This is a genomic window from Virgisporangium aliadipatigenens (assembly GCF_016863615.1).
Classification (GTDB): Bacteria; Actinomycetota; Actinomycetes; order Mycobacteriales; family Micromonosporaceae; genus Virgisporangium; species Virgisporangium aliadipatigenens.
Genome location: NZ_BOPF01000039.1, coordinates 72,506 through 96,845, shown reverse-complemented (window position 1 = coordinate 96,845; position 24,340 = coordinate 72,506). Strand labels below are relative to the sequence as shown.

19 protein-coding genes are annotated in these 24,340 nt (G+C 70.7%); 7 read left to right on the top strand and 12 right to left on the bottom strand.

Translation table 11 applies throughout. The annotated features are described in order from the left end of the window. The 5 genes from Val02_RS38440 to murJ all read right to left on the bottom strand — a co-directional run. On the bottom strand, nt 1–431 hold a 431-nt coding region (locus tag Val02_RS38440; RefSeq protein ID WP_203904240.1), incomplete at its 3' end, for an NAD(P)/FAD-dependent oxidoreductase. A 107-nt stretch (nt 432–538) separates the two neighbouring features. After that, on the bottom strand, nt 539–1,444 hold the full coding sequence (locus Val02_RS38435; protein WP_203904239.1) for an RsmA family anti-sigma factor: 906 nt from the start codon (nt 1,442–1,444) through the stop codon (nt 539–541). Next, a complete protein-coding gene (gene sigM, locus Val02_RS38430) occupies nt 1,437–2,027 on the bottom strand; it encodes an RNA polymerase sigma factor SigM (RefSeq protein WP_239153657.1) in 591 nt (196 codons plus the stop codon). Before sigM ends, Val02_RS38435 begins: the two co-directional genes overlap by 8 nt. Before the next feature lie 46 nt (nt 2,028–2,073). Continuing rightward, nucleotides 2,074–3,612: a protein kinase family protein gene (locus Val02_RS38425; protein WP_203904237.1), complete on the bottom strand. Its 1,539-nt coding sequence runs from the start codon at nt 3,610–3,612 to the stop codon at nt 2,074–2,076. Nucleotides 3,613–3,767: 155 nt separating this feature from the next. Continuing rightward, nucleotides 3,768–5,558 (bottom strand): murein biosynthesis integral membrane protein MurJ, encoded by a 1,791-nt coding sequence (gene murJ, locus Val02_RS38420; protein WP_203904236.1) that lies wholly within the window; start codon nt 5,556–5,558, stop codon nt 3,768–3,770. A 102-nt stretch (nt 5,559–5,660) separates the two neighbouring features. Between murJ and Val02_RS38415 the strand changes: the two genes are divergently transcribed. Then, on the top strand, nt 5,661–7,094 hold the full coding sequence (locus tag Val02_RS38415; RefSeq protein WP_203904235.1) for a CCA tRNA nucleotidyltransferase: 1,434 nt from the start codon (nt 5,661–5,663) through the stop codon (nt 7,092–7,094). A 24-nt stretch (nt 7,095–7,118) separates the two neighbouring features. Here Val02_RS38415 and Val02_RS47840 read toward each other — a convergent pair whose 3' ends face one another. Then, complete coding sequence (locus Val02_RS47840; RefSeq protein WP_239153656.1) at nt 7,119–7,901, bottom strand: peptidylprolyl isomerase; 783 nt, start codon at nt 7,899–7,901, stop codon at nt 7,119–7,121. 253 nt (nt 7,902–8,154) lie between these two features. Between Val02_RS47840 and Val02_RS48400 the strand changes: the two genes are divergently transcribed. After that, complete coding sequence (locus Val02_RS48400) at nt 8,155–8,928, top strand: lipocalin-like domain-containing protein (protein ID WP_203904234.1); 774 nt, start codon at nt 8,155–8,157, stop codon at nt 8,926–8,928. Nucleotides 8,929–8,931: 3 nt separating this feature from the next. Here the strand turns inward: Val02_RS48400 and Val02_RS38400 are convergent, their stop codons facing one another. Beyond that, the gene (locus Val02_RS38400; RefSeq protein ID WP_203904233.1) at nt 8,932–10,335 is read right to left on the bottom strand and encodes an MFS transporter; all 1,404 of its coding nucleotides are present in this window, start codon (nt 10,333–10,335) and stop codon (nt 8,932–8,934) included. A 137-nt stretch (nt 10,336–10,472) separates the two neighbouring features. On the opposite strand from Val02_RS38400, the gene Val02_RS38395 reads away from it, so the two are divergent. Next, on the top strand, nt 10,473–10,961 hold the full coding sequence (locus tag Val02_RS38395) for a methylated-DNA--[protein]-cysteine S-methyltransferase (RefSeq protein WP_373318011.1): 489 nt from the start codon (nt 10,473–10,475) through the stop codon (nt 10,959–10,961). A 365-nt stretch (nt 10,962–11,326) separates the two neighbouring features. On the opposite strand, the gene Val02_RS38390 is transcribed toward Val02_RS38395, so the two are convergent. Together Val02_RS38390 and Val02_RS38385 are read right to left on the bottom strand one after the other, a co-directional pair. Continuing rightward, nucleotides 11,327–12,406, bottom strand: a complete 1,080-nt coding sequence (locus Val02_RS38390; RefSeq protein ID WP_203904232.1) for an inositol-3-phosphate synthase — start codon at nt 12,404–12,406, stop codon at nt 11,327–11,329. 71 nt (nt 12,407–12,477) lie between these two features. Beyond that, nucleotides 12,478–13,053, bottom strand: coding sequence for a PadR family transcriptional regulator (locus Val02_RS38385; RefSeq protein WP_203904231.1), 576 nt, complete (start codon nt 13,051–13,053; stop codon nt 12,478–12,480). Nucleotides 13,054–13,252: 199 nt separating this feature from the next. Between Val02_RS38385 and Val02_RS38380 the strand changes: the two genes are divergently transcribed. The 3 genes from Val02_RS38380 to Val02_RS38370 all read left to right on the top strand — a co-directional run bounded on the left by Val02_RS38380 (nt 13,253) and on the right by Val02_RS38370 (nt 18,166). Next, nucleotides 13,253–13,663, top strand: a complete 411-nt coding sequence (locus tag Val02_RS38380; protein WP_203904230.1) for a DUF5318 family protein — start codon at nt 13,253–13,255, stop codon at nt 13,661–13,663. 409 nt (nt 13,664–14,072) lie between these two features. Further along, nucleotides 14,073–16,589, top strand: a complete 2,517-nt coding sequence (locus tag Val02_RS38375) for a transglycosylase domain-containing protein (protein ID WP_203904229.1) — start codon at nt 14,073–14,075, stop codon at nt 16,587–16,589. Between the two features lie 62 nt (nt 16,590–16,651). Beyond that, nucleotides 16,652–18,166, top strand: coding sequence for a glycosyltransferase family 87 protein (locus Val02_RS38370; protein WP_203904228.1), 1,515 nt, complete (start codon nt 16,652–16,654; stop codon nt 18,164–18,166). Between the two features lie 64 nt (nt 18,167–18,230). Here the strand turns inward: Val02_RS38370 and Val02_RS38365 are convergent, their stop codons facing one another. The 3 genes from Val02_RS38365 to Val02_RS38355 form a co-directional block, all read right to left on the bottom strand. Continuing rightward, complete coding sequence (locus Val02_RS38365) at nt 18,231–20,564, bottom strand: cell envelope integrity TolA family protein (RefSeq protein WP_203904227.1); 2,334 nt, start codon at nt 20,562–20,564, stop codon at nt 18,231–18,233. 78 nt (nt 20,565–20,642) lie between these two features. Then, a complete protein-coding gene (locus Val02_RS38360; RefSeq protein WP_203904226.1) occupies nt 20,643–22,442 on the bottom strand; it encodes a hypothetical protein in 1,800 nt (599 codons plus the stop codon). After that, complete coding sequence (locus Val02_RS38355; protein WP_203904225.1) at nt 22,439–23,206, bottom strand: deoxyribonuclease IV; 768 nt, start codon at nt 23,204–23,206, stop codon at nt 22,439–22,441. Before Val02_RS38355 ends, Val02_RS38360 begins: the two co-directional genes overlap by 4 nt. 169 nt (nt 23,207–23,375) lie before the next feature. Here Val02_RS38355 and Val02_RS48395 point away from each other — a divergent pair, with 169 nt between their 5' ends. After that, nucleotides 23,376–24,206 carry a hypothetical protein gene (locus Val02_RS48395; RefSeq protein WP_275415652.1) on the top strand — a complete coding sequence of 277 codons (831 nt, stop codon included), beginning with the start codon at nt 23,376–23,378 and terminating at the stop codon, nt 24,204–24,206. The last annotated feature ends 134 nt before the right edge of the window (nt 24,207–24,340 follow it).

Below are 24,340 nucleotides of genomic sequence, written 5' to 3'. Positions count from 1 at the left end.
TTGCGGAAGAAGAACCCGTCACAGGTGGCGCACGAGGAGACGCCGCGGCCGAGCAGTTCCTGCTCCCCGGGCACGCCGATCGGGCGCCAGGCCGAACCGGTCACGAGGATGACGGCACGCGCCTTGTACTCCTCGTCGCCGACCCAGACGCGCTTGATGTCGCCGGTGAGCTCGACCCGGGTGGCGTCGTCGTGCACAAGCTCGGCGCCGAACTGCTCGGCCTGCTTCTGCATGTTCTCCATCAGCTCCGGCCCGAGGATGCCGTCGGGGAAGCCGGGGAAGTTCTCGACCTCGGTGGTGGTCATGAGCGCGCCGCCGAAGGTCACACCTGCGATCACCAGCGGCTTGAGGTTGGCCCGGGCGGCGTAGAGCGCCGCGGTGTAGCCGGCGGGGCCGGACCCCACGATGATCAGATTGCGGACCTCGTCCACGATGGACCCCTTCGAATCAGGCACGGTCACCGGTGTGCGGCCGGCGTTCCCCAGAACGTCATCGTACGAAGTGGCGATTCCCGATGTGCCGGACCGCGTGTGTCAGCTCACGCTATCGGGCCGCTGTACCGCTCGTCCGCGTTGCCCGTGGGCTGTCCGCAGTCCGGTCCGACGACGACCACCCAGGAACCCGCGCCGCCGTCGCGCGTGCCGTCGAGAAGCGCGACGAGCGCCGGGCGCCCCTCGAAGCGCGCGTAGTCGACGAGGCGCACGATGCCCCCGTGGATGGCCTGGATCGCCTGGATGCAGGCGGCGCGCGCGGTCGGCGTGAGGAGCCGTTGCAGCTCGGGCGGCGTCGATCCGGCGAACCCGGGCTGTTCGGCCGCGCCGCCCAGCGCGTTGGGGCCACCGCGCTCGCTGCTGCGCGCCGCCGCCGCGCCGGGTGCGTTGGCGTCGTTCCCGAGTGTGCCGAAGTCGCCGCGCCGGTAGTCGCGCCCGCTGATCTGCTGGGGCGTGTCCACCGCGGCCTCGGCCTGCCCGCCGGGCGCGGGGGCGCCGGCCGTGTCGCTGTTGCTCTTGATGCCGTCGCGCGCGACCCGCGGCAGCCCGACGAGCAGCCCGAACGCGACGAGCGCGACCGCCGTCACCGCGGACAGGCCCGCGTACAGCCGCGCGCGCCGCCGACTCGCGCCCGGTCGCGTCGCGTCAGTCCGGCTCGCGGGCCGGCGCGTATCGCGTGTCTCGCGCGCCGTCGCCTTTTCCGACGAGCTTCCGGGGGAACGGAGCACCGACGCGAGACGGTCGGCGACATCGTCCGGCATGCGGGTGTCCTGCGCCGCGTACTCGGCCAGGTCGAGGCGCACGGCGGCGTCGGCCGTGACGAGATCCGCGTACGCCGACTCCCACGCGGCGTCGCCGGCGATGAGGTCGCGCACGGCGTCGGCGTCGGGGGTGCCGTCGAGCGCTCCACCGACGAAGTCGGCGAGCCGGTCGAGATCGACCCGCTCAGTCATGGGCGGCACCCTCCTTCCCCTTCACAGGTCCGACGTTGTGCCCCGACGTTGGGTTCCGTAGGTGGCCGAGGAGAACGGCGAGCCGGGCGCGCCCGCGGGCACACCGGCTCTTGATGGTGCCCTCGGCGGTGCCGAGCACCTGCGCGGCGTCGGCCACGGAATAGCCCTGGAGGTCGACGAGCACCAGTGCGACCCGCTGATCGGGCGGGAGTTGCCGGAGCGCGTCGTGCACGACGAGGGCGGTGTCGCGATCCGGCGCGGGTGCGGCGTGCTGATCGGTCTCGGCGAGCGGAACGGTGGGCCGCACCTGCCGCCGCCGGATCCGGTCGAGGCAGGCGTTGACCACGATGCGGTGCAGCCACGTCGTGACGGCCGAGTCGCCCCGGAACCGCTCCGCCGCCCGGTACGCCGAGAGCATGGCGTCCTGGAGCGCGTCGGCGGCCTCCTCGCGATCCCCCATCGTGCGCAGGGCGAGCGCCCAGAGCCGGTCCTGGTGCCGGCGCACGAGTGCGCCGAACGCCTCCTGGTCGCCGTCGAGGTGGGCGCGCAGCAGTGCGGCGTCGTCCCTCCCGTCGGCTGCCACGGCGTGCACCCTACCGTCCGGTGACCACCACCGTGCGCACCGTAGGTCAGGCGGCCTGGCCGCGGATCTTCAGCTCGCTGACCAGTAGCCGGTACCCGCCGCCGTTGGCCTCCTTCGGCACCCGCGTGAACCACACGAGCACGTAGCGGACCTTCTTGGTCGGGTCGGTGACCAGCATGATCGTGCGGCTTCCCGCGCCGGGCTTCGGCGGCCCGATCTGCTGGAGCGTCTTGGTGATGTTGGAGTCCTGGGACTTGTCACCGGCCGCTCCGGCCGAGGCGGGACCGCCGTACAGCTCGATGTCGGTGTTGGCGTTGCCCAGTTCGAGGTCGACCGCGCTGACCGACGTGTCGGCGCCGAGGTCGACGAGGATGCCGACGCCCTTCTTGAGGCCGCCGAAGTCTTCGCGCTGGTACCGGTCGGTGTTCCACGCGGTGGCGGGGTTGCCGTCGACGGCCAGCTCGTACTTGTCCTGCTCGGAGCCGTCGCCCTGCGGGTCGACGATGCGGAGCTGGTCGGCCTTGAGCGGGAGGAACCCGGCCTCGCCGGTGGGCCCCTTGCCGGGAACGGCCGAGCCGGTGCCGACCGCGGCCGGCGTCTTGGTGCCGGGGTCGTCGTCGCCGGAGGTCCCGATGATGATGGCGCCGCCCAGCACCACGACGGCCAGCACGGCGGCGATGATGACCGCGAGCCTGCGGTTGTCGCGCTCCGGCGCCTCGGGCGCGATGGACGTGTTGTCGAACGAGTCGAGCCCGATCTCCGCCTCGTCGGCGAAGAGGGCGCGCTGGTCCTCGGCGTTGTCCAGGCGGCCGAGCTCGGCGGAGAGGATCTCGGCCGACGGCGGGTTGAGGTGCGCGTTGAGCAGGTCGACGGTGAGCTCGTCGAGGTGCCCGGGAACGCCGGCGCGGGCCTGGCTCGGCGCGATGACCGTGCCCGCGTCGTCGCGAACCGCGTCGGGCACGACGGAGACGCCGGCCTCGGCGTGCGGCCAGTGGCCGGTGAGCGAGCAGTACAGGACGGCACCGATGGCGCGCAGGTCGGCCTCGACGGTCGCGGACTCGTCGGCGCGCGCGTCGGCGAGCACGACCCGCCCGTCGTCGCCGATGAGCACCGTGCCGGGCTGAACGTTGCCGTGCGCCATGCCGGTGTCATGAAGCGCGGCAACGGCGTCGGCGACGGCGTGCCCGATCGCGACCACCTTGTCCGCTTCGAGCGGCCCGTACTCGGCCACCACATCGCGCAGCGAGGTGCCCTGCACCCACTCGCGAACGACGTACGCCCGCTCCCCCTCGTCGATCGCGTCGTAGACGCCGACCAGGTGCGGGTGGACGATCCGGCTCGCCGCGACGGCGGCGGAGAGCATCTCGGCCGCGGAGTCGCCACCGGGGTAGCGCAGTACGACGGTGACCTGCCGCTGCAGGATCACATCGGCGCCCCGCCACAACTGGCGGCCGAGAGAGTCGTTACCGATGTGCTCCTCGAGGCGGTAGCGCTCTGCGAGCACCTCACCGACCTCGGGTGCGCCGACCGTGAGTACCTGCGGATTTGCGCCGGCACTCTGCGGATCTTCGTCGATCGGGGTCACCCGTCCTCCCTCCGGCCGGACCCGAGCCCGTGCATGCCTGCGTGCCCCCGTAAGCCTAGGTGCCTGTGCCGACAGTCTGGAGCGACCCTACCTGGCCCCGGCTACCCCGTGGACATTGCATCGCGTCCTTTGCACCCGGCGCGCGTTGATCCGACCTATCGCCCGAGGCGGCTACGCACCATCCGGCTCAGATCCCTGACCTCCGGCACACGAAGGACGAAGGTTGCGCCGATGTAGCCCCCGATGAGTACTACGCCGCAGAGCACGAGTTGGGTCGCACTCGAGAGTTTTCCGTCACCGAACTGATGTTCAAGGAGGTACCTCAGGAGCCAGGTCGGGACGGCGGCCACGGCAGCGGCCGCGGAGAGCGTGAGCAGGCTCGTCACGACCCGGCGCATGCCCAGCGTCCCGAACCGCCGGCGCAGCAGCGCGAAGCTGAGCAGCGCCCCGGCGACGAACGAGAGCGCGCTGCCGCCCATCAGCCCGGCCGCCACGGCAGTGGCCGGGAACAGCACGTAGAACGCCACGTCGAAGGCGATCCGCAGCACCACCACCGGGATGTTGATCAGCGACGGCGAACGGGTGTCGCGCAGCGCGTAGAACGCGAACTGCTGCATCTGCATGATCGCGTACGGGATGAGGCTGAGGCCTGCGACGGCGATCACCGTGCCGGTGGCGATCGCCTCGTCCGATTCGTAGTTGCCCCACTGGAAGAGCGTCACGGCCAGCGGCTGCCCGAGCACGAGGTACGCCGCCGTGATCGGGACGAGCACCACGGCCACCAGGCGGATGCCGCCGGCCATCTGGGAGATGAGGTCGCCGTGCCGGCCGTCCGCGGCGGCCGACGAGAGGCGCGGCAGCAGTGCGGTGAGCACCGATACGGCCACGATTCCGTGCGCCATCATGAAGATCAGGAACGCGTTCTGGAAGATCGCGACGCTGGCCGCGTTCGGGTCGTCCGTTCCGGCGCGCTTTGCGATCTTGAGAACGATGAACAGCCCGACCTGGTTGACCACGACGAACAGCAGCATCCAGGCGCCCAGCCGGCCCAGCTCCCCCAGCCCCAGCTTCCGGAAGTCGAACCGCCACTTCCACCGGAACCCGACCTTGCGCAGGGCCGGGTAGAGGCCCGCGGCCTGCACCAGGATGCCGAGCATCGTGCCCAGCCCGAGGACCATGATCTGGGTGGTGCTGATCGACTCCGGCGTCGGCTTGGTGCTGTCCACGACGATGAACACCACCGCCGTGAGGATCACGACGATGTTGTTGAGGATCGGGGTCCACATCGGTGCGGCGAAGCTGCCGCGCGTGTTGAGGATCGCCGCGAACAGGGCGGCCATCCCGTAGAAGAAGATCGCCGGCAGGATCAGGTACGCCAGGTGCGTGACCAGTTCGGTCTCCGGCTTTGGCGTGTTGCGGTTGGTGAGGATCCAGGTGAAGACCGGCGCCGCCGCCACGGCCAGCGCGGTGGCGATCCCGAGCGCGATCACCGCGAGCGACAGCAGCCGCTGGGCGTACGCCTGGCCCCGGTCGGCGTCCTGTTTCCGGGTGCGCACGAGCACCGGCACGATGACGCTGGAGAGCACGCCGCCGACGAGGAGTTCGAAGACCATGTTGGGCAGCGCCACGGCGAGGGCGTAGTCGTCGGCGACCGCCGCACCGCCGATCGCCGCCGCGATGGCCGCCGTTCGCAGGAATCCGCTGGCCCGGCTGACCAGGCTGCCGACCGCCATCACCGCGCTGTTGCGGGCGACCGAGGGCTGCGGCTCCTCGGGCTGCGCCGCCCCGGCCGTCGCGACCGGGATCTCCTGTGTGACATCGTTGGACGGCGGCGGCGTGACCGGCGTGAACACCAGCGTCGTGGCGTTGTCCACCGACTCCGCCATCGCCTGGGGCAGGGCCGGCGCCTGGATCGGAACGGTGTCGCCGTCGCGGGGATCGGTCACGAATGAGGACTGTATCTGTCCATTGCCCATTGCCACTGTTCGCGTGACCGGTCCGAAACCCGGGCGCGGGCGACCGGCAGGTGTAGATAGGCTTTCGCACCGATGTCCGAGACCAAGACCTCCCTGAACACGGCGCAGCGCCGGGCGGTGGCCGAACTGATGCGGGTCTCCCCCGTTGCCGACGAGCTGGGCCGCCGCTTCGCCGCGGCCGGGCACGAGTTGCACCTCGTCGGCGGTTCCGTGCGTGACGCGCTCCTCGGCCGGCTCGGCGACGACCTGGACTTCTGCACCGACGCGCGGCCCGAGCAGACGTTGGCGCTGGTCAAGGGCTGGGCCGACGCCATCTGGACGACGGGTCAGGAGTTCGGGACGATCGGGCTGCAGCGCAACGGCCTGCGGCTGGAGGTCACGACCTACCGGGCCGAGGCCTACGACCGGGTGAGCCGTAACCCGATCGTCCGCTACGGGACCTCGCTCGACGAGGACCTGCGCCGGCGCGACTTCACCATCAACGCGATGGCGGTCTCGGTGCCGGGCCACACGTTCACCGACCTGTACGGCGGGCTCGACGACCTGGCCCGCCGGGAGCTGCGTACGCCGGGCACGCCGCAGGAGTCGTTCGCGGACGATCCGCTGCGGATGTTGCGGGCCGCGCGCTTCGCGGCGCAGCTGCGCTTCGCCGTGGCGCCGGAGGTGCGCGCCGCGATGGTCGACATGGCCGCCGACCTGTCCCGGATCACCGCCGAGCGGATCCGGGACGAGTTCGTGAAGCTGATGTGCGGCGCGGATCCGGTGTTCGGGCTGCGGCTGCTGGTCGAGACGGGGCTGGCCGACCAGTTCCTGCCGGAGCTGAGCGGGCTCAAGCTGGAGATCGACGAGCACGCCCAGCACAAGGACGTGTACGAGCACACGCTGACCGTGGTGCGCAACGCGATCGGGCTGGAGACCGACGGCCCCGACTTCACGCTGCGCTTCGCGTCGTTGATGCACGACATCGGCAAGCCGGCGACGAAGGCGGTCGGACCGGACGGGCGGGTGAGCTTCCACCACCACGAGGTGGTCGGTGCGCGGATGACCAAGCAGCGCATGCAGGCGATGAAGTTCCCGAAGGACGTCATCTCCGACGTGACCGGGCTGGTGGCGCTGCACCTGCGCTTCTACGGCTACGGCCGGGGCGAGTGGACGGACTCGGCGGTGCGCCGGTACGTCACCGACGCGGGGCCGCTGCTGTCCCGGTTGCACAAGTTGACGCGTTCCGACGTGACCACCCGCAACCGGCGCAAGGCGGCTAACCTCGCGGCCGACTACGACGCGCTGGAGGAGCGGATCGCGCGGATCGAGGCCGAGGAGGACCTGGCGCGGGTGCGCCCGGACCTCGACGGCAACGAGATCATGCGCCTGCTCGGGCTGCCGCCGGGGCCGCTGGTCGGCAAGGCCTGGCGGCACCTGAAGGAGCTGCGCCTGGAGCGCGGTCCGTTGACGCACGAGGAGGCCGAGGCGGAGCTGCGCCGCTGGGCCGAGGACAACGGGGTCTGAGCGGCGCTCACCTCGACGCGGCGCTCAGCTCACCTCGACCGCGTCGATGATGATCTCCAGGTTGGGCGGGCCGTCGTTGTTGGGTGCCCCGCTGGCCGCGATCTTGTCGAGGATGTCGAGGCCGGCGGTGACCTTCCCGAAGACCGGGTAGTTCGGGTCGATGTCGCTGTCCTTGTACACGAGGAAGAACTGGCTGCCGTTGGTGCCGGGTCCCGCGTTGGCCATGGCGAGGGTGCCCCGCGGGTAGGCCGGCAGGTTGCCGACCGGCAGGTTCTCGTCGGGGAACCGGTAACCCGGCCCACCCGTGCCGGTGGCGGTGGGGTCGCCGCACTGCACCACGAAGATCGCCGCCGTGGTGAGCCGGTGGCACGGGGTGCTGTCGAAGTACTGGTCGGCGGCGAGCGCGACGAACGAGTTCACGGTGCAGGGCGCCCGGTCGGCGTCGAGTTCGAGCTTCACCTCGCCGTGCGTGGTGTGCATGGTGACCTGCACCAGGCCGGCCTTCTGCGGTCGGGCGGGCGGGAGTTCGGCGGAACCCTCGCCCTCGGACCGCTCGTACGTGCACGGCGCGGCACCCGCGGGCGCCTCGGCGATCCCGGCCGGCGGTGGCTCCTCGGCGGCGTTCCGGCCGGTCTCCCCGATCTGCCAGAAGGCCACGCCGGCGGCGACGGCGAGGAGCGGCACGGCAAGCAGGACCGGCCACCGCCGGGAACGATGGCGGCCGGTCGGCCAGCGCCGCCGGCCGGGTGCCCGGTGCCGGGGCGTGTGCCCGGCGGCACTCTCGACGTCGATCGATGGGGAGCGCACGGTAGCCACCCCTTATCACTGTCGGCAATTGGCTCAATACTGAGGGTACTTGTTCCGGACTGTCCGGATTGGTGCTATCGGCTTCCCCGTTTGGTGCGCACGATGGACGACGTGCATTACCGTCGCAGGTCAACCGGTCGCTGAGGGGGCGCAGCCGGGGATCACCACAGGAGGCCACATGCACCCGTGTCGGGCGTGCGGCGGCACGGACATCAGCGCCGCCGGTTACTGCGCGCGATGTGGTGCCCACCAGGTGGGCGACAGCTACTCCGTCGTCTCACCGGCCAGCGGACCGGGCTACTCGCCGTCGAACTTCCCGGCGAGCGCGCCGCCCGGCGGCTACGACCCGTCGAGTGCGCCGCCCTACCAGGGCCAGCCCGGCTACCCGCAGCCCGGATACGCGCAGCAGCCGCAGGGGTATCAGGCCCAGCCGCCCTACCCCCAGCAGCAGCCGGGGTACCAGGGCGCGCAGTTCCAGGCGCCGCCGCCGCAGCGGTCGCGGTCGTTCGCCGGTCCGCTGATCGCGCTGGCCGGCGTCGCCGCGCTGCTGGTGGTCGGGATCGTCGTGGTGGTCGTCGTGCGCGCCTCTGGTGGCGGCGGTGGCGGGGAGAACTCCGCGATCGACAAATGCCTCGTGGGAACGTGGAAGGTCACGTCCAGCAAGCAGAAGGTCGTCGACAGCAGCGGCTCGTTCGACCTGACCGGCAGCGGCTGGACGTCGACGCTGCGCGCCGACGGCACCGGCGAGGTCGACTACGGCACCAACACCCGCATCAGCGGCACGTTCAACGGCTCGACCGTCGAACTGCGGGTCAGCGGCAGCTACACGTTCACGTACGCGACGGTCAACAACACGTTCACGACGAAGGACCTGAAGGTCGACGGCACCGTCACGTACTACGTCAACGGCGCGCAGACGACCTCGGAGGCCCTGTCGATCGACGAGCAGCCCTCCACGTACACGTGCTCCGGCGACAAGCTGACCCAGAGCAGCAGCCTCTACAGCGTCGAAATGACCCGACAGTAAGGACTAATGCCGACCCGACCGGGCGAGTTCACGGCGGACCCGGTCGGCGGCCTCGTCCTCGGGCAGCCGGATGTCGTCGCCGACCCGCTGGGCCCACCGGCCGCCGGTCGCGGCGTACCAGATCGCCACGGCGACGAACCCGAACGCCACCGTCAGCAGCACCCCGACCGACTCCCCGTCCGGCGGCAGCACCAGCGCGGCCAGCAGCAGCCCGAACACGTACGACACGTTGAACGCCGTGTCGCTGAGGCTGAACACCCGGCCCCGGAAGTCGTCGGCGCACTCGTGCTGCAGGTCGGTGTCGACGACGATCTTCACGCCCTGCCCGGCCAGCCCCACCATGAACACCGCCACGCCCAGCAACGCCAGGTCGAACGACGGCCCGAGCACCCCGACGGCCAGCCCCTCGAGCGCGAGCACCAGGGTGAGCCAGCGCCAGCCGCCGATGCGGCGCGCGACCGGCGGGGTCAGCAGCGAGGCGGCGAAGACGCCCAGCCCGATGGCGGCGCCGACCGCCGCGAGCCCCGGGATGGAGCCGGTGACGTCGTCCCCGCCGGCGAACGGCCCCCGGAACAGCAGCAGCATCGTCATGGTCAGCACGCCGAAGAGCACCCGCTGCCCCGACTGCGCCGCCAGCGCGAACGCCGCACCGCGCTGCGCGGTGAGGTGCCGCACGCCGGCGACCATGCCCCGCCCGGAGTCGGCGAGGGCGGTGCGCCAGTCGAGTTCGGGGGTGTCGTCGGGGCCGAGCGCGTCGCGGGTGAAGAAGTAGCGCGCCATCAGGGCCGAGGCGGTGTATCCGACGGCGGCCAGCGAGGCGATGAGCCCGTAGCCGTGGAAGCTCGCCTCGAAGAGCCGGTTGAGTCCGGCGACGGCGCTGCCGAGGCCGACCGAGAAGCAGATCGACCCGAGCGTGCTGGCGAACGCGTTGGCCGTCACGAGGCGCCGGTCGTCGACCACGTGCGGGATGGCGGCGGAGATGCCGGCGATGAAGAACCGGTTGATCCCGATGATCAGGAACGCCAGCACCAGGAACGGCAGCCCCTCGGTGCCGGAGAAGATCAGCGCGGCGGCGGGCAGCGCGAGCGCGGCGCGCAGCAGGTTGGCCACGTACAGGATCTGCCGCCGGCTCCACCGGTCGAGGAACACCCCGACATAGGGGCCGACCAGCGAATACGGCACGAGCAGGACGGCGAAGCCGAGCGCGATGGCCAGTGCGCTGCTGGCCCCCTTCTCGGGGTTGAACAGGACGCTGCCGGCCAGCCCCGCCTGGAACCACCCGTCGGCGACGTGGCTGGTGAGGCGCACCCCGAGCAGGCGCCGGAAGCCCCGTTGCCGGAGCACCGCGACCACGTTGTGGGAGCGGTCGTCGACGCCGGGTTTCAAGCCGTGGCTCGGGGAGGGCACCCCTCTGAGGGTAGTCACGGAATGGCGCGCGGGTGCTCGTCGGTCCGGACGCACCGGTTCTCCGCACGCCGTCATGTCCGTCCCGTTCGGTCGTCGCCGGGGCGTTCTGAGGGCTTCGGCCGAGGCAGGATGGACGGGTGGCGGTGCTGGAGTGGAATTGCGTCGATACCCCGATCGGTGACATCGGCGTCGCGGTCGACGAGACCGGCGTGTGCTCCGTCCGGTTCGGTCCGCCGCCGCCGTCGCGGTCGTTCTCCGACGCGCCGTTGCTCCGCGCCGCGCTCGAGCAGATAAGCCAATACTTCTCCGGGGAACGGACTGAGTTCGACCTGCCGACCTCCGTGCGCGTCGGCAGCGTGTTCGAACGGGCGGTCTGGGAGCAGATCGCGACGATCGACTACGCGGGCATGCGCACCTACGGCGACATCGCCCACGCGTTGGGTGACCCCGGGGCGGCGCGTGCGGTCGGCACCGCGTGCAACCACAACCCGTTGCCGATCATCGTGCCGTGTCACCGGGTGGTGGGCGCCGGCGGAAAACTGGTCGGCTTCGGCGGCGGCCTGCCGCGCAAGGTGTTCCTGCTGGAACTGGAGGCGCGGGTCGGGATCGAGCGGGCGTTCGGCTGAGCGCGGCCGAGCACCGTGCTCCGCGCGTCGCCGAAGTTCCTGAGGGTGAGCCGCCGTTCCTCCACGCACAGCAGACGGCTTACCCCGACCCGGTACCCGCCGAACGGCTCGGTGCACGGGCCGGTCGGCACGCCGGTCCCGCGTTTCACCACGACTCGTCCGTCCGGCTCGCGCCACAGGCTTCCCCAGTCCGATACGGCGTGCGGGCCCGCGTGGGTGCGAGCCGTCGCCGCCGCGCTCTCCTACATATACGCCGTCCTCGGCCCGGCAGGTCCGTGTGTCCGTTTGCGGCTGCGCCGCCTTGCCCGTTCCACCCAAAAGAAGGCCGGGTCCCGACGGACCCGGCCTCCCTCGCGCGAGGAGATCTAGCGCTCGATGCTGCCCGCGATGAAGTTCTCCACCGACTCGTGCGCGTCGTGGTCGGAGTACTGCACCGGCGGGGACTTCATGAAGTACGACGACGCCGAGAGGATCGGGCCGCCGATGCCGCGGTCCTTGGCGATCTTCGCGGCGCGGCAGGCGTCGATGATCACGCCGGCCGAGTTGGGCGAGTCCCAGACCTCGAGCTTCAGCTCCGCGTTGAGCGGAACGTCGCCGAACGCCTTGCCCTCCAGGCGGATGTACGCCCACTTGCGGTCGTCGAGCCACGGCACGTGGTCCGACGGGCCGATGTGCACGTCGCCCTTGGTCATCTCGTGCGGGATCTGCGACGTGACCGACTGGGTCTTCGAGATCTTCTTCGAGACCAGGCGGGTGCGCTCCAGCATGTTCATGAAGTCCATGTTGCCGCCGAAGTTGAGCTGGTAAGTGCGCAGCAGCTCGACCCCGCGGTCCTCGAACAGCTTCGCCAGCGCCCGGTGCACGATCGTGGCACCGACCTGGCTCTTGATGTCGTCGCCGACGATCGGCACACCGGCGTCGGTGAACTTCTGCGCCCACACCGGGTCGGAGGCGATGAAGACCGGCAGCGCGTTGACGAACGCGACGTTGGCGTCGATGGCGGCCTGCGCGTAGTGCTTGGCGGCCTCCTCGGAGCCCACCGGCAGGTAGCAGACGACGACGTCGGCGCGGGCCTCGCGCAGCGCGGCGGCCACGTCGACGGCCGGCTCGTCCGACTCTTCCACGATCTCGCGGTAGTACTGCCCCAGGCCGTCGAACGTCGGCCCGCGCTGCACGGTCACGCCGGTCGGCGGGACGTCGCTGATCTTGATCGTGTTGTTCTCGCTGGCCACGATGGCCTCGGCCAGATCGCGCCCGACCTTCTTGGCATCCACGTCGAACGCGGCGACGAACTCGACGTCCGCGACGTGGTAGTCGCCGAACTTGACGTGCATCAGGCCGGGTACCCGATCGGCCGGGTTGGCGTCGCGGTAGTACTCGACGCCCTGGACCAGGGACGACGCGCAGTTCCCGACACCGACGATGGCAACGCGGACGGAGCCCATCGAGATGCCTCCTTCTATCTGGTTCAAAGAGAGTTCGACCGCTCCGGATGAGAGTCGGCGAGGGACAGCAGTCATCGGCTCGTGGGGGGTGTGACGTCCGGCGGCTTCCCGGACCTCTCGTGCGCGATCAGCTCCTCCAGCCACCGCACCTCGCGCTCGCAGGCGTCGAGGCCGTGTCGTTGAAGCTCGAGGGTGTACGCGTCCAGCCGCTCCGCCGCCCGGCCGAGCGCGTCGCGGAGCCCCTCCCGGCGTTCCTCGACCCTGCGCCGCCGCCCCTCGAGGATGCGTAGCCGCGTCGCCTGGTCGGTCCGGGAGAAGAAGGCGAAGTGCACGCCGAAGCTCGGATCCTCGTAGGTCTCCGGTCCGGCGTTGCCGAGCAGCTCCTGGAAGCGTTCCTTGCCCTCGGCGGTGATCTTGTACACCACCCGGCCCCGCTTGCTGGTCAGCGGAGGTGCCTCGGCGCCGGGCTTGGCGCCGCTCTCCTCCGTGATCCAGCCGGCGGCCTGGAGTCGGCGCAGCGTGGGGTAGAGCGACCCGTAGCTGATCGCCGCCCGGATGGCGCCGAGCTTGGTAGCGAGCTGCTTGCGAAGCTCGTAGCCGTGCATCGGCCCCTCGTGCAGAAGGCCGAGGACAGCGAGCTCGAGCATGCCCGACACCTCCCGTCCATCCGGAGTCCGTCCGCCCGATGTATCGAGCCGATACATCGGAAACTAGCTGTGCTAGATCCGGTCCGCAAGCGGGGGGCAAGGGCGCCTACATCACATCTCCGAGGAGGGTTAGTCGCGAGAAAGGCACACAGGGTAACGGCGGTCGCCCTAATGGCCATCTCCGCGTACCCTCGGGTCCGTGCGCACGCAACGCCAGATTGTCGACTACGCCCTCCGGCGTCGTGCGCTGCTGCGTGAGCTCTATTCGGGCCGCATCGGCACCCATGAGGTGTGCGATGCCTCGCCGTACCTACGAAACGCGGCCCGCTTCCACGGCGAGGCCACGGAGATCCGGTGTCCGGTATGCCGGCGCGAGCACGTCACCCTCGTGCATTACATCTACGGGGACGAGCTCAAGACCTCGGCGGGACAGGCGCGCAAAAGGGCCGAATTGTCGACCCTTGCGATGACGTTCCGTGAGGTGCAGGTGTACGTGGTGGAGGTGTGCCGCGGCTGCGGGTGGAACCATCTCGTCGAGCAGTTCCTGCTCGGGCGGGACGGGATGATCCCGGAGCCGGGCACTGCACGCCGCGCCGGGGTCGCCGAATGAGCGCAGTACTTTCCAGTCATCTTCACGCTGCCGCCGGCACTGTTCGGCGCGGTGGGATGCCTCACGACAACTGGGCGATGGTGGACGAAATACCATCGCGACCGGCAAGGTGGGACAAATGAATTACGGCGATCCGCTCACCCCCGGCGAAGCCGGTCAGGCAGGAGCCGCACCCGGTCCACACCCGGCCCCCCGGCCCGTCCGGGCGTCCGGTTCGGCATCGGTCGGGTCCGCCTCCGTGGGTTCGGCATCGGTCGGCTCGGCCGGTCTGCCGTCAGCGGGTTCGCCACCACCGTCGGCCGGGCGTGCCGCCGCGCGCGCCTCGGTGCCGGTCTCGTCGCCCACCGGTGGGGCCCGTCCCCCGGCGGGTCGCGCGTCCGTCGGTTCGGCCTCCGTGGGTTCCGCGTCGGTGGGTCAGACCACCGGGCGGGCCACCGTCGGGCGGGCGCGTCCGCCTGCGGGTCGCGCCTCGGTCGGCGGGGTCAACATCGGCGGCGTCCCCGTCGACTCCCCCGACGGGCCGGGCGGCCCCGGGGGCCCCGGCGGCACCGGTCCGGGCCGGGGTGGAGCCGGCGGCCGCGGAAACGCCAATCGGCGCACCCGTTCGAAGAAGGCGCGCCGCCGCAACTGGATCATCGCGGCCATCGCGGTGGTCATCATGATGGCCGGCACCAGCCTCGTCGGCGGTACCTACGTCTTCGCCAGCATCGCCCCGCCGGACCAGATCAAGCTCGGCGGCGAGTCGACGTTCATCTACTACTCCGACGGCACCCAGATGGCGAAGATCGGTTCCGAGAACCGGACCATCGTGCCGCTGGAGAAGATCGCGATCCAGATGCAGCACGCGGTCGTCGCGACGGAGGACCGGAGCTTCTACACCAACGACGGCGTCGACTTCAAGGGCATCGTCCGCGCCTTCTGGAACAACACCAAGGGCGGCGAGACGCAGGGCGCCTCGACGATCACCCAGCAGTACGCGCGCGCTGTGGCCGACCTCGAGGGCGCGACGTACAGCCGCAAGATCGAAGAAGCGGCCATCGCGATGAAGCTCAACGACAAGCTCACCAAGGACCAGATCCTCAGCAACTACCTCAACACCGTGCCGTTCGGGCGTGGTGCCTACGGGGTGGAGGCGGCGGCGCAGGCGTACTTCAAGAAGAGCGCCGCCGACCTGACCGTCGAGGAGAGCCTGCTCCTGGCCGGCCTGATCAAGAACCCGAACGGCGGCCGGAGCAAGGACGGCAAGATCACCGGTAGCCCGTTCGACCCGAACGTCGACCCCGAGCAGGCGCTGGCCCGCTGGACGGCCAACCGCAACGCGATGATCGCGATCAAGCCGGAACTCAACAAGCACGGCGGCGACAAGTACGAAGTCAAGGCCGACATGCAGATGCCGACGCCGGTCAAGGTCAACTCCAACGACGACGCGTTCAAGCAGCAGTTCGGCCTCGACCGGCCGACCGGTCACGTGGTGCACCAGGTGATGGACGAGTTCACCCGGCTGCAGAAGACCGACAAGAACCTGTCGAAGGTCGAGATCAGCAAGGCCAACGGCGGCGGTCTGAAGATCTGGACCACGATCGACAAGAGCGCCCAGGACATTGCGGAGAAGTACACCAACCGCGCCAACAAGGAGTCCCCGCTCAACGCCATGAAGGAGAACCAGGTCGGGGCCCTGGTCGCGGTCGAGCCGTACACCGGTCGCGTGCTCGCCTACTACGGCGGCCAGAACGGCAGCGGCGCCGACCTCGCCGGCTCGTACACCGACCCGATCCTCGGCGACGGGCAGCAGTCGAAGTTCGGCTACCACCCGGCGGGCTCGACGATGAAGGTCTACACGCTCGCGGGCGGCCTGAAGAACGGCTACTCGCTCAACTCCCGCTGGGACGCCACGTCGCCACGCACCTTCCCCGGCCGTGGCAAGCCGGTGAAGAACTCCTCCTCCGAGGGCAACTGCTCCGACGGCCCAAAGAGCTGCCAGCTGTGGCAGGCGACCGAGTTCTCGTTGAACATCCCGTTCTACGCCCTCACCGAGAAGATCGGCATCTCTCAGGTCGTCGACGTGGCGCGCTCGGCCGGCGTGCGCGGGCTGCTCAACGACAACCGCGAGTTCATCGACCTCAACGGCGGTCAGCTCAAGGACGTGTCCAACAAGTTCGGCTCCGAGATCGGCTTCGGCCAGTACCCGATCACCGTGCTCGATCACGCCGCCGGTATGGCCTCGCTGGCCGCCCGCGGCAACGCCGCCAAGGCGCACTTCATCAAGGAAGTGAAGAAGAGCGAGCAGCGGATCTACGCCGAGGCGATCAAGACCACCGCGATGGCCGGCTTCACGCCCCAGATGTTCGACGACCTCAACTGGACCCTGCAGAAGGTCGCCAACAACAACAAGGCAAACGACAAGTGGGGCATCCCGAACAACATGGTCCCCTACGTCGCCGCGAAGACCGGTACGTGGGAACTCCAGGGCAAGTACGACGGCGAGAACGGCCACTCGTGGACCGTCGGCTACACGTCGGCCAAACGCGACAACGATCCGAAGAAGAACTACAACGGCATCGCCGTCGCGGCATGGGTCGGCAACCAGGCCGAGGAACTGCCGCTGAAAGATTCCAAGGGCAACGACCTCTTCGGTGCGACCGGTGGTGGGAAGCTCTTCGGCAAGTTCATGGCCGAGTACAACAAGGGCCGCACCGTCTGGGGCAAGCCGTTCACCCAGGAGCCGCCGTTCACCGGCAGCCAGGAGAAGGGCGACGGCCAGCAGCCGTCGGTCGACCCCAACCCCGGTAACCAGCCCGGCGGCCCGGGCAACCAGCCCGGTGGCCCCGGTGGCCCCGGCGGCGGTAACAACACCCTGCCCGGCGGCGGCAACCCCGGTGGCAACAACGGAGGAAACGGCGGCGGCAACGGCCGGGACGACGACTGATCCGTAAGACACACGCCCTACCGGCCCCGCACTGACCGGGTCGGTAGGGCAGGATCGTCCACATGACTACGGCCGCATCAGTCGACCAGCCGGAGCCGGACAGCGCCCCACCCGCGGGTGCACCCCTCGCATTGCGCTCTCCGGTGGACGAACCGGCGAGGAGCGACGGATTCGTCCGGGGCCTTTCCGAGGCGATCGGCGGGCCGCTCGGTGACTACGCGTCGCGGGCCGGCCGCACGACGTTCGGGGGGCAGCGGTTCTGGTCGGTCGGCCGGATCGTGCTGGCGATGATCTGCCTGACCCTGTCGCTGCACTGGGTGCAGAAGTATCCGTGCAACGACGGCGCGTGGGCCGATCTCAAGCAGTACAAGTACATGTGTTACACCGACGTGCTCGCGCTGTACTACGCCGAACGCCTCTCCGACGGCGCGGTGCCCTACCGCGACCACCCCGTCGAGTACCCGGTCGTGACCGGGGCGTTCATGGGCGTGATCGGGCTCGGCGTGCACGCGCTCGGCCAGGACAACCCCGACCTCAACCAGGGGCAGCTCTTCTACAACCTCAACGCGCTCGCGCTCGGCGCGCTCGGGGTCGCCACCGCCGGGCTGCTGCTGTCCGTGCGCAAGCGCCGCCCGTGGGACGTGGCGTTGTTCGCGCTCTCCCCCGCGCTGTTCCTGTCGGCGACGGTCAACTGGGACCTGCTCGCCATCGCGTTCGCCGCCGCCGGCTTCGTGCTGTGGGCGAAGCGGTATCCGGCGTGGGCCGGCGTGATGATCGGGCTCGGCGCGTCCGCGAAGCTGTGGCCGGCGCTGCTGGCGTTCCCGCTGCTGGCGTTGTGCGTGCGCGCGGGCAAGCTGAAGGAGTTCGGCATCGCGATGGGTGCGGGTGCGGCGGCCATCGCGGCGGTCAACGTCCCCGTCGCCCTGCTGTGGCGCGACAACTGGATGCGGTTCATCGACCTCAACCGCGAACGCCCGATCGACTGGGGCACCCTCTGGTACATCGGCGACCACTTCCCGCGCGGCGGCGATCAGTACGGGCTGGAGCCGTTCCAGTGGCTGGGGCGCAACATCCCGGTGCTGAACACCCTCACCTGGGTGCTGATCGGCGCGTCGATGGTGGCTATCGGCGCGCTGATCCTCACCGCACCGCGCCGGCCACGCCTGGCACAGGTGGCGTTCCTCGCCGTCGCGGCGTTCCTGATCTTCAACAAGGTCTGGTCGCAGCAGTTCGTGCTGTGGCTGATCCCGCTCATCGTGCTGGCCCGGCCGCGGTGGGGCGCGTTCCTCGCGTGGTCGTTCGCCGAGGTGGCGTACTTCGTGGCGTTCTACGGGCAGCTCATGGGCGCGTCGGGCAAGACCGTCTTCCCGGAGTGGGTGTTCGTGCTGGCGGCGACGCTGCGACTGGGCACCGTGATCCTGCTCGTCGTCCTGGTGGTGCGGGAGATCCGCTATCCCGAGCTGGACGTGGTGCGGCAGAGCTACGCCGACGATCCCGACGGGGGTGTGCTCGATGAGGCGCCCGACCGGCGGGACGTCAAGGCCACCTCGGCCGCGCCCGAACCGGTACCGGCCTGATCCGCTGACGACAACGGCCCGGCTCCCATCCGGGGGCCGGGCCGTTTCGTGTGCCGCTGTCGCGTCAGAGCTTGTAGATCACCACGTCGCCGCGTTCCTCGCTGACGATGCCCAGGTCGGCCGCCGCCTCCATGGCCTCGGGGCTCGCCGCCAGTTCGTAGGGGCCGCCGATCGCCCGGCTCCGGATGATCACGAGCGTCTTCACCTTGGCCTCCCGCAGCACCTCGACGCACTCCGGGTTCGGGAACGAGGTGCAGACGTCGCGCATGTGCTGCTGGCCGATCGGCGTGAAGCCGCTGCCGCCGTTGACCATCGGCTTGAGGCCGTCGGTGCCCCAGAGCATGTAGTTCTCGTCGTTGATCTGGTCGCTCGGCAGGATGAAGAACGGCGCCTCGAGATCCTTCATCGCCAGCGGTGCCTTCGGCATCTCCGGCTGCGGGATGATCGCCGCGCCCTCGGCCAGCGCCAGCACCATCGGCAGCACCATGGCGGTGCGCAGGATCAGACCCGGCCGGTAGGGGACCCGGTCCTCGGCGAACTCCTTCACCCGTTCGGCGAACGCGCTCACCGCGCCGGCGGCGAGCACCGCCACGCACAGCGTCGTCCACAGCACCAGCCGGCCCGGGGTCCGGATGCCGTCCCAGCCCGGCAGGATGTCGTAGAGGATCAGGTAGGACCAGTCGCCGCCCTTCGGCGCCGCCGTGCCCATCGCCAGGATGCCGCTGACGAACGTGCCCGCGGCGAGCATCGCCCGGATCCGCCACGACCACACCGAGAAGATCAGACCGGCCGCGGCCAGCCCGAGCGCGGTGTACCCGAGGAAGATCGACATCTCGCCCGGCACCGACAGCAGGGCCCGCACCCCGGCGTGCTCCTCGCCCCAGAGGCGCGACTGCACCGGTGCCACCAGCCAGCCCCACTTCGGCGGCGAGTAGACCGAGACCTCCTCGACCACCCGGCGCGCGTTGGGGTGGTCCTCCACGACCTGCAGGTACGGCCGGGCCATCAGGCCGCCGATCAGCGCGAAGAGGAGCCCGCCGCCGAGGTTGGCGATGAGCAGTACCCGGGCGAACGGCTTCCGGTCGGCCCACCAGCTCGACCGGATCCGCGGCACCAGCGCCCAGTGGCCGACCACGATCACCCCGAGGAGCGCCAACGCGTAGGCGAACGGCAGCCCGATCCCGAACCCGAGGCTGATCTGCCAGGTCGCGACGGCCCAGCCCGCGACGACCCACTTCCAGTTGGCCTTCTCCGGCCGGTACCCGTGGCGGAACGAGTAGCCGTGCCCGCGCGCCAGCATCGCCAGCGACAGCGCGATCCCGCCGCTGGACAGCACGTGCAGGTGGCCCGCCTGGGTCCAGCGCCACGGCGCGAACCCGAACGCGGCGGCGGCCAGCGCAGCACCCGACTTGGTGCCGCCGAGCTGGCGCACCAGCGCGTACACGCCGAGGAACGCCAGCGCGAACGCGAAGACGAACATGATGTTGTAGCGAAGGATCGCCGCCGTGAAGCCGCTGCCGATCATGCCCACCGGGAAGTAGCCCATGAGCGTGTCGGAGAACGCGAAGGAGTTGGACTCCGGGTAGAACGTGTTGGAGTTCCACACGTTGAGCGGGTTGCGCGGCAGTTCGTGCCCGGACCAGGCCATCTGCCACGCCTGGAGGGTCGGGTCGCCGAGGTCCATCGGCAGCGTCTTCGTGGGGTTCTTCAGCGTCGGCCAGGTCATGACCGCCGCGGCCAGGAACGAGCCCAGCACGGCGAGGGTCCACTCGTGCGCCACGAACGCCCACACGCGCGCACCGAGCTTCGCGTACCGGCCGGGGACCCGCTCGGGCGGCGGGGCGAACTTGCGCCACTCCTCGCCGCGGTCCGCCTTCTTCTTGGTGAGCGAGACCGAGTCGGCCTCGGCCGCCTTGTCGTCGGCGGTCTTCTCTTCTGCCGTCGCCTTCCCGCCGGCTTTCAGGTCCGCGCCGGCCTTGGCCTCGTCGACCGGCTTCGCCCCGGTCTCGGCCCCGTCGGCGGCCTTCGCGTCGGCGTCAGCCGTCGTCTCGGCGGCCGCGGCGTCAGCCTTCGCTCCCGTGGTCTTGGCGTCGGCGTCAGCTGTCGCCTCGGCCGGCTTCCCGCCGGCGGCCTGCGCCTCAGCGGCCGTCGCGGCGTCGGCGGGCGCGGCGCCGGCGGAGGCGGTGCCGTTGGACGTGGTGCCGGCCGTCGCGGCGTCGGCGGCCGGTGTCGCAGCCGGGTCGACCGTGGACGACGGTGCCGCCTCGACGGATGCGCCGGAGGGGGTGCGGCCGTTCTGTTTCCGGGGCGGCACGACGTCGACCGGACGCTCCATCGACGCGATGCTGTCGGCCGGAGGCGGCGCGGCGGCCTTTTCCTCGGGACTGATCGTTCTCACCCCACCCCATCGTGCGGAGGCCACAGTGGCTCTCCGCTCCGTCTAGAAAGCATGTCGATTCAACCGTCGAGGCCCGGCCTAGTCCAGGTAGAACAGCACCGCGTCGCCGACCTCGACCCGCCGTACCCCCAACTCGACCGGGACCGGCGCGGTCAGCACCCGCGCGAACGGCGTGCCGGCGACCCGGTCCCGCAGGACAACGAGGGTGCGTATCCCGTCCGCCCGTAGAGTCTGGACGCTGCCCGCGTCGGGGAAGGTTGCAGCGACGTCCCTGAAATGGAACTGCGACGACGGCGCGAAACCGCTGCCGCCGTTGACCATCTTGGGCAGGCCGTCGGCGCTCCAGAGCATGTAGAGCTGATTGGGAACGTGGTCGAACGGCAGGATCAGCAGCGGCGGCTCGGCGGCGCGCAGCGCGGCGGTCGGGGCCTTCGGCACGTACGGGTGCGGCACCGCGCCGACGCCCTCCACCAGCACCAGGGCGACGGGCAGCAGAAGCAGGGCGTGGCGGGCCGCGGGCCTTGGTAGCGCCGCGAAGCCGCGCAGCCGCTCGGCCAGGGCACCGATGGCGCCGGCCGCCAGCACCGCGGCGCAGACCGTCGACCACATGATCAGGCGGCCGGGGGTGCGCATGCCGTCCCACCCGGGCAGGTGGTTGTACAGCGGCAGGTAGGTGAACCGGCCGTCACCCGGCACCTTGACGCCGAGCGCCAGCACCGCGGCGATCACCGCACCGGCGGCCAGCAGCGCGCGCAGCCGGAGCGACCAGGTCGACACGACCAGGCCGACCAGGGCCAGCACCAGGACCGTGTACCCCATGAAGACGGCCATCTCGCCCTGGGCGGTCAGGCTCTCGCGCATCCCGGCGTGCGGCCCGGCCCACAGCCACGACTCCTCCGGCGCCGTCACCAGCCCCAGCGGCGGCGGCCCGAACTCCTCCAGCTGCGGGATTCCCCGCCGCGCGTACGGGTGCTGCTCGAAGACCTTCAGATAGGGCCGCGCCATGAGGGCCCCGACCAGGGCGAACACGGCTCCGCCGCCGACGTTCGCGATCAAGAGCCGCCGGGGGAACGCCTTGCGTGTGCGCCACCACTCGGCCCGCCCGGCGCGGGGGAACAGCAGCCAGTGGCCGAAGGCCAGCACGATCACCAGCACCAGCGCGTAGGCGAACGGCAACCCGATGCTGAAACCCAGGCTCAGCTGCCACGCCGCCACGATCCAGCCCGCCACGATCCAGCGCACGTCCGCGCGATCCGGCCGGTACCCGTGGCGGAACGAGTAGCCGTGCCCGCGGGCCAGCATCGCGAACGCCAACGCGATCCCGCCGCTGGAGAGGATGTTGAGGTGGCCGGCGTGCGCCCACCGCCACGGCGCGAAGCTGAACACGGCCCCGGCCAGCGCGGCCCCCGCCACGGTGCCGCCGAGCTGGCGCACCAGCGCGTACATGCCCAGGAACGCCAGCGCGAACGCCAGCACGAAAAGGATGTTGTACCGCACGATCGCGGCCGTGACGCCGCTGCCGATCAGGCCCGCCGGCGCATAGCCCATGAGCGTGTCGGAGAACGCGAACGAGTACCACTCCGGGTAGAAGGTGTTGGAGTGGAAGACGTGCACCGGGTCGCGCGGCAGCGCATGCCCGGCCCACGCCATCTGCCACGCCTGCAGCGCCGGGTCGCCGAGGTCCCACGGCAGGCGGCTCGCCGGGTGCAGCATCACCGGCCAGGTCATCACGACGGCCAGCAGCACCGAGCCGATGCTCGCGAGCGTCCACTCGTGCGTGAGGAACCGTCGCCGGCTCTGCCGGGGCGGGCGTGCCGGCAGCTCGCCCGTTTCACCGGAAGATGCTGAACCACGGCCCACGGTGAGCGAATCGCTCACGTCGACCGCCCACGGAGCAGGTCGATGTCGGCCTTCTGGGCCTCCGCGCCGCCCGGCGTCTCCACGACGACCGGCGCGCCTGCGGCCCGGATCACGGCGACGATCAGGTCCGGGTCGATCTCGCCGGCACCGATGTTGTCGTGCCGGTCGCGCGCCGAGTCGAACGGGTCGCGGGAGTCGTTGGCGTGGATCAGGTCGATCCGGCCGGTGATCGCCTTGACCCGGTCCACGATGCCGAGCAGCTCCTCGCCGCCCGCGTGCGCGTGGCAGGTGTCCAGGCAGAATCCGACGTTGAACTCCCCCACCGCGTCCCACAGCCGGGCCAGCGCGTCGAACTTGCGGGCGCACGCGTTGTCGCCGCCGGCCGTGTTCTCGATCAGGATCGGCAGCGGGAACTGCTCCTTCGCGCTGGTGAACAGCTTGCGCCAGTTGGCGATCCCGTCCGCGACGTCGTGCCCCTTGTCGACGTGCCCACCGTGCACCACCAGGCCCTTCGCGCCGACTTGCGCGGCGGCCGCGGCGTAGTCGGCCACGTGCTTGCGGCTCGGGATGCGGATCCTGTTGTTGAGCGTCGCGACATTGATCCGGTACGGCGCGTGGACGAACACGTCCAGGTCGGTGGCGAGCAGGGCCGCGGTGTCCGTGCGCTCCTCCGGGGCGACCCACGCCTGTGGGTCTGCCAGGAAGAACTGCACCACCTCGGCGCCGCGGGCAGCGGCCTCGGCGAGCGGGTCAGCACGGTCGACGTGGGCACCGATACGCATGCGGGGAGCCTACGACTCCGGTGTGACAGTCCGCCGTCCGCGTGGATTGATCGACGGAACGTGCATTCCGGCGTCACCGCGCGTGGGCAGCCGTCGTTGACCCGATTGGCTCAAACCGACCCGTACCGCCGGTGCGGGAGCTCAAGTTCAACGAAGACGCTGGATGGCTATGTACTCACGAAAGAGGTGGCCGGCACTGCTCGTGGCGGCGGTGCTCGGCGCGGGTCCGGCGCTCGCAGCCGGCGCGGCGAACGCGGCCCCGAGCGATCCGTCGGTGGCGTTCAGCGGCGGCAGCGTGCTGAACATGCTGGTCTGCCGCTCGGAGCCCAGCACGGGCAGGCTCACCGTCCCCGCTGACAGCCGGGTCAGTTTCGTCAACCGGCTCGGTCAGCGCGCCGCGCTGCGGGTCGACGGGCACACCGTCGCCAACGTCGGCGCGAATCAGACCGTTCCGGTGACGTTCAGCCGCGGGCCGGCAAGCGTGACGATGGCGTTCGAATGCGACGCCGGGCTGGTGGAGGAGTTCAAGACGGCGACCGTGGCGGTCAGTGCGCCCGAGCCGAGGGAGGCACCGGCGGCGGCCGCGAACGCCCGGGCCGCGGCGCCCGCTCCGCAGGCGGGTTCCGGGGGTGGCCAGGCCAACGCGCCGGCGGCCGGCCGGGGTGGCGGCGGCGGTGCAGCCCGTCAGCAGTCCGCGCCGACACCGGCGGCGGAACCGGCCGGTGAGGCGACGCCGTCGGCCGCGGTCGATCCGTGGGCACCGGCCTCCGAGGTGCCCGCGGCGGGTGTAGCGTCCGGCGCAGCGGGTACGGACACCGAGACGGTCGCGCTGCCGCCGCCGGGTGTCGACGTGGGGGTGCCCACCGCCGCACCGGGCGCACCGGTCAACGGGCCGTCGGGGCTGTTGGCGATGGTGGCCACCGTGTTGACGGTGGGCGTCGGTGTCGCGGCCGTGCGCAGCGCGTTTGCGCGTCGGTCATCTCGGATAGCCTTCGCATAAGGTACAATTTGGGTAAGCTCCGCGGGGCGTTGTCATCCTGTGTCGTCGGTGTGGTCGTTCCTCCCCAGGTCCCACCCAGCAAGCGGATGACACGCCCCGCGGTCTCTTTTTGGCTCCGGACTCCGGACGGCTAT